The organism is Chroococcidiopsis cubana SAG 39.79, assembly GCF_003991895.1.
Taxonomy (GTDB): domain Bacteria; phylum Cyanobacteriota; class Cyanobacteriia; order Cyanobacteriales; family Chroococcidiopsidaceae; genus Chroococcidiopsis; species Chroococcidiopsis thermalis.
Map to the genome: position 1 here is coordinate 1394 of NZ_RSCK01000168.1, position 5676 is coordinate 7069.

General features: G+C 45.2%; 2 protein-coding genes and 6 pseudogenes. 3 read left to right on the top strand and 5 right to left on the bottom strand.

The genetic code is table 11. The annotated features are described in order from the left end of the window. The 4 genes and pseudogenes from DSM107010_RS40675 to DSM107010_RS35970 all read right to left on the bottom strand — a co-directional run. Positions 1 to 195, bottom strand: a pseudogene (locus DSM107010_RS40675) (recombinase family protein); the annotation flags it as partial. A 2-nt stretch (positions 196 to 197) separates the two neighbouring features. Continuing rightward, complete coding sequence (locus DSM107010_RS35955) at positions 198 to 422, bottom strand: hypothetical protein (RefSeq protein ID WP_127025269.1); 225 nt, start codon at positions 420 to 422, stop codon at positions 198 to 200. 67 nt (positions 423 to 489) lie between these two features. Then, positions 490 to 1051: pseudogene (locus tag DSM107010_RS43425) on the bottom strand (transposase family protein); the annotation flags it as partial. Between the two features lie 7 nt (positions 1052 to 1058). Then, positions 1059 to 2015, bottom strand: coding sequence for an IS630 family transposase (locus tag DSM107010_RS35970; protein ID WP_106170182.1), 957 nt, complete (start codon positions 2013 to 2015; stop codon positions 1059 to 1061). A 221-nt stretch (positions 2016 to 2236) separates the two neighbouring features. Between DSM107010_RS35970 and DSM107010_RS35975 the strand changes: the two are divergent. From DSM107010_RS35975 to DSM107010_RS35985, 3 pseudogenes are all read left to right on the top strand, one after another. Further along, positions 2237 to 3456: pseudogene (locus DSM107010_RS35975) on the top strand (ISAzo13 family transposase). A 78-nt stretch (positions 3457 to 3534) separates the two neighbouring features. Beyond that, a pseudogene (locus DSM107010_RS39120) lies at positions 3535 to 3984 on the top strand (ISAs1 family transposase); the annotation flags it as partial. A gap of 603 nt (positions 3985 to 4587) precedes the next feature. Further along, positions 4588 to 5142: pseudogene (locus DSM107010_RS35985) on the top strand (reverse transcriptase N-terminal domain-containing protein); the annotation flags it as partial. A gap of 20 nt (positions 5143 to 5162) precedes the next feature. Here the strand turns inward: DSM107010_RS35985 and DSM107010_RS35990 are convergent. Next, positions 5163 to 5676 (bottom strand): annotated as a pseudogene (locus DSM107010_RS35990) (hypothetical protein); the annotation flags it as partial.

Consider the following 5676-nt stretch of genomic DNA (forward strand, 5'->3'; position numbering starts at 1 on the left):
TACTAGCACCCTTTCTTTACTCCAACCTAAAGCTTGCGCACGATTGATTAAGCCATACTGGAGTTGTGTTGACTCTTGATGATTGAGTACTTGTTGCAGGGTTGACTGTCGAACGTAAACCACTGCCAATTTTTCTTGGTGATAGGACAGAATTTTTTCCGAGCGCAATTTGTGCAATTCAAATTCCTGGTTCATCACTACGCTCCTTTGCTGGAATTGCTAACTTCATCTGCTTCTCCAGCATCTGACACAGCAGATATAGCAACCGCTTTCGATTGCGTGGTGGCAGCTTTATCCAAAGTGAGGATAGTGTCTCGCTTATCGGCGGGGGGGGATAAGTTGGTTTGGCATACAACACCTTCTGAATCTGTTGATACCTGGGTTGCTTGCAATTTTCTGACTACTTCTACTAGTTTGAGCAACCCCTCAATTCCAATGATAGGATAGCTGGAGTATTTCGTCTTTATCGATGCATTGTGGCTGGTTAATTTCAATGCCCCACCGCGCTGCGTAATCAGCGATCGCGGTTGCGGCTGAATTGGGAGTGACTACGACCAATAGCTCGTTATCCTCCAGCCGTAGGGCAGCCACGTACAACCAGTAGCCCCACAAGCGACGACGTTTGGGCAATACCTGAGTCTGTTGGGGTTTGAGGTGTGCAAAGACAACGCTTGCCTTCAAGCTTTGTCGTCCATTGCTCAAGCAATCACTGGCACGAATACGAATCCGAAAGGGAAGGGTAGAATGTTTGAGCAGATAGCCAAACCAATCATGTCCGAGAAACTCTCGGTCAGCAGTGAGATAGGCGATTTTACGGTCTGGAAACAGAGCAGTTACTTCCTCCATCAGCTCAATGCGCTCGTTGGTGTTGGAGTTCCCTTTCTTGTCGAGCATCCACCATAGCACGGGAAATGCCATCCCAGCCGTGAACGATGCCCAAAGTCAGAATGTTGAATGTAGTTTGCCCAAACTGCCACTGAGTGCGATCCAAGCTTAGCACCCAAGGTTCAGGGATGCTCACCATTCCCACAATCACTTTAGCTATCTCATAGCGGTTTTCAATTGGGTGGAACATAATAACAACAGTGGGTAAACCAGCCGATTATATCTTTGTCTGTGATTAAATTAATGGCTTCACTAATAGAAGAATCAAGTTCTTTATAAGTCCGAGGATCAGTAGAGCGTAAAAATTCTTTGAGTTTTAACCAACAATTCTCAATGGGATTAAAATCAGGAGAGTAAGGAGACAAAAATTTAACTTTGGCTCCCACAGATTCAATAGCTACTCGAACTTTTATAGCTTTGTGGGCAGGCAAATTGTCCATGACTACGCAAGCTCCTGCCCACAGTTCAGGAACAAGCACTTGCGTCACATAGGTAAGAAACGCCTCTTTATTTGTCCATCCCTCAAACGTAAAAGGAGCGAGAAAACATGAGGTGGAAATTGCTCCAATCATCGTGATATTATGACCACGATTATAAGGAGAGTTACTGTAAGCTCGCTTGCCTTTTTTAGCTCTGGCATAGCGACGAGTCATAGCCAGATTGACCCCAGTCTCATCAATAAAAACCAAATCTTTGAGGCAAACTTCTCCAATTGTTGTCCAATATTCTCGCCGCAATTTTTGTACTCGTTCGCTTTGGGCTTCATCAGCATGGAGAGTCTTTTTTTTTCTAGTTAACTCCAATCTTTGTAAAAGGCGGCAAATGGTTGGAATGCTGACTTTTATCCCAGTTTTTTCAGCTAGCCGAACACTTAACTGTTGTAAGGTAGCATCGTTATCTTCTTCTACTAATTGGCTGAGGATCTCTATTTGTTGAGAGTTGAGCAAGGGTGGCTTTCCTCCACCATGAGGTGTTGGTTCTACACTTGCTGTTGCTTCATAACGCTTTAACAGTCGACTAACAAAACTGTAGCTTACCCCAAATCGCTCAGCCAGTTGTCCAATTGATTCATTTCTCTTGTGCTTAGCTTCGATAATTTTCAGGCGTAAATCTTTTGAGTATGGCTTCATCTATTAGTTTATGCGGCGCTTCTCCTTTTTCTAATTTAATCTATTCAATTGAAAATTGCTTTGAGGCGTTGCACCTTGAAGGGGTAATGTTTATTCTGGATGCGTTGCACGCTCAAAAAAACTACGGAATTGATTATTAAGGAAGCTAGAAAAAATAAATTGAACTATTTTAGCGGTGAGAGTGCTAAGCTCAAAGCAACCTAAATATTTGGTTAGGCGTAATGCTGAGTCATAAAGTAGAGGAAACTATCCAAACCAAATACGAGCAACTAGTTCCGTACTTGAATGAGACAAGTTTAAGGATGTGGGCAGCGGTTGAAGCAATCAGTTTGGGGCATGGCGGGATAACGAGTGTCGCCCGTGCCACAGGTTTATCCCGTACAACCATTCACGCTGGAATTGCCGAGGTACAGCAATCAGAGTCGGAGAGGCTGCCAGTGGAGTACTGTGGAGTTGTGCGTCAATTAGGTGGTGGACGCAAGCGATTAAGCGACAAAGATCCAACCTTGTTTGAAGAGCTGGAATCACTCGTAGACCCTGTGACCCGTGGCGACCCCCAGTCGCCGTTACGTTGGACGACCAAGAGTACACCAAAGCTCGCCAAACAACTGCAAGCGCTTGTGACATACAATCAGCCAACGCACAGTCTGTAATTTGCTGCGGGAATTGGGTTACAGCTTACAATCAAATCGCAAAACTGAGTCGCGGTAAGCACCATCCAGATAGAGATACTCAGTTTCAATATATATCGCAAGTGGTACAACAGTTCCAGCAGCGCCAGCAACCAGTAATCTCAGTAGATGCAAAAAAGAAGGAATTGATTGGGGAGTACAAAAATGTAGGACAAGAGTGGCAACCAGCAGGACAGCCCGCACCAGTGAAGATGCATGACTTTGCCGATCGAGAATTAGGCAAAGTAATTCCTTACGGGGTCTACGATTTGTACCATAACCAGGGGTGGGTCACAGTTGGTGTTGACCACGACACGGCACAGTTGGCTGTTGCGGCGATTCGGCAGTAATGGTTTCAGATGGGGCAAGCCCTCTACCCTCAAGCGACCGAGCTGTTGATTACCGCCGATTGTGGTGGCAGCAATAGCTATCGAGCACGCTTGTGGAAATGGGAACTTCAGCAATTAGCAACTCAAGCTCGGTCTCACCATTAAAATCTGCCACTTCCCACCTGGAACAAGCAAATGGAACAAGATCGAACATAGTCTATTTTGTCAAATCACACGCAATTGGCGCAGCCGACCATTAATCAGTCGAGCAGTTGTCGTCAACTTGATTACCAATACTACTACAACAGGACTTAAAGTCATGGCCCAATAGATGAAGGTCAATATCCTATTGGTATTGAAATCAGCGATGAACAATTCAATCAACTCAAGATCGAGCGAGATAGCTTTCATGCTGAGTGGAACTACAAAATCTTACCTTAATTTCTTCCACAACTGTTCAGTAATTTCTTCCACAACTGTTCAGTTTATTATTTCTAGCATCCTAAGGGTGGCAATGACTATGTCATCACTGTCAAAGGTAATCAACCCCAACTGTTAGCACAGCTTGAAACTCTATCCCAACGTACTCAACCCCAAGAGCGGTTCGTCGATGTGGAGAAAAATCGGGGGCGAATTACCTGTCGAATTGTCAGGGTCTTCACTGATGTCACTGTCATCGACCTCGATTGGGTAGGACTGCAAAGTCTAATCTCTGTTGAGCGCATCGGTAGCCGTCACGGAAAACCCTACCAGCAAACTAATTACTACATTAGCTCACTGTTCACCTCGGCGTTGGAATTTGCACAAGCGATTCGTTGGCATTGGGGGATTGAAAATCGCTTACATTGGGTTAAGGATGTGATTTTTGGCGAGGATGCAGCTCCTTTCAGAGACTACAATGCTGCCACCAAGTGCGATTCGTTTAGTCTAAACCGAGATATCGGAGGACGACTAGCTTCTGTTGGGTAATTCTTCGGGATTGAGTTCGCACTTAAATCCCCAACAGATGACAACTTCATAACCTTACAGGTGAACGCTAGTATCCTAGAAAACGTCAAGTCCTGTCCTCCAGACGTAGGAGTGTAAGCACTTCCCCCAGGTTTGAGACTAGCCATCAAAGCCTGAAGCGGGGATGAAATGCGGAAAGAGCTACTAGCCTAAAGTGGTGTCCCGTGAGCAAGTTCCTATGGATAGCGAAAGCTAAGTCACTGCCTGAATCACCGTTACAGCGAACCAGCGAAATAAGGCTTTTTGCGCTGGGAGTCCCAAAAGGGCATTAGTACAGGGTGGTATGAGAATTTGATTCGGCATACCTACGTTACCCAAAAACTCGGTGAAGAGGTGGCATCCTAACGGAACAAACCAATGGTTATGAGGAACGAAGTAACCAACCCGTTTACTCTCGAAGAGGTCGAATACTTCGAGCAGTCAGCTAAGACGCAAAGTCTGGTTTTCCAGGTAGCGGGATGGAAAGATTGAGTCAGAAGCTAAAGCCTCGCTGTAATGGCGAGGATATGCCGACAGACTCACGGTAATACGGATGGTAAAGCTACAAGTAGCGGTGTATATGTTATGAACACGGCATCACGTCCGATGTATGAATGGAACGATATTAACTGGCGAAAGCTAGAGCGTAACGTTTTTAAGCTGCAAAAGAGGATTTACCAAGCGTCTAATCGTGGCGATGTCAAGTTAGTCCGCAGACTTCAAAAACTGTTGATAAGTTCTTGGTCAGCAAGAACATTATCGGTTCGTCGGGTAACTCAGGATAATCAAGGGAAGAAGACGGCTGGAGTGGATGGTGTAAAAGCACTAACCCCAAAGCAACGTCTCACATTGATAAATAAAATCGCTCTGGGTTCAAAGGTCAAGCCAACGCGCCGAGTTTGGATACCCAAACCAGGTACAGAGGAAAAAAGACCTTTAGGCATCCCTACAATGGAAGACCGAGCCTTGCAAGCGTTAGTCAAACTGGGGTTAGAGCCAGAATGGGAAGCGCGATTTGAACCTAACTCATACGGGTTCCGACCAGGGCGCTCATGTCACGATGCGATTGGGGCAATATTTTCGGCAATCAAACATAAGGCGAAATTCGTCTTAGATGCCGATATAAGCAAATGCTTTGATGAGACATCTTGATACTCCGATCAAAAATGCAAGTTGTAGATGAGTCCAGCTTTGAGTTTTTGGAATTGCTTGAGCGTATCGGGAACGTCAGGGAAAAGAAAAAGTCCAGTTGATTTATCCTTGCTGATGGCGATCGTTCCTTTATGAATGCGATCGTAGATCCAGTGCAGTGAAAGTTCCAAAGATTTAGCAACTTGGGGAACCGTGAGGTAACCCGAAATGTGACGGGGATGAGACTGGCTACGATTCTGAAAAATGTGATGTTTGAGCCTCAAAGTTTTGACCGTACTGGGCAGGAGAGTTTGGCACAGTGGTGAGCGATAACCTTGGGCAGTCAGTGTCAGAGCAATAGTCTGGTCATCAATACCTTGAGTGCTCATAGTGACAATCTGAGTTTCCAATTCAGTCGCATGAGTCATTTCAGAAAAAGAACCAACTGGAATCGGAAGATCGATCAGGGCAAACGCATCTAAATTTATACCAAGCTTAAAGTGATATTCTGGAACAAATACTTTTATGGAGAAATAAGCGTCT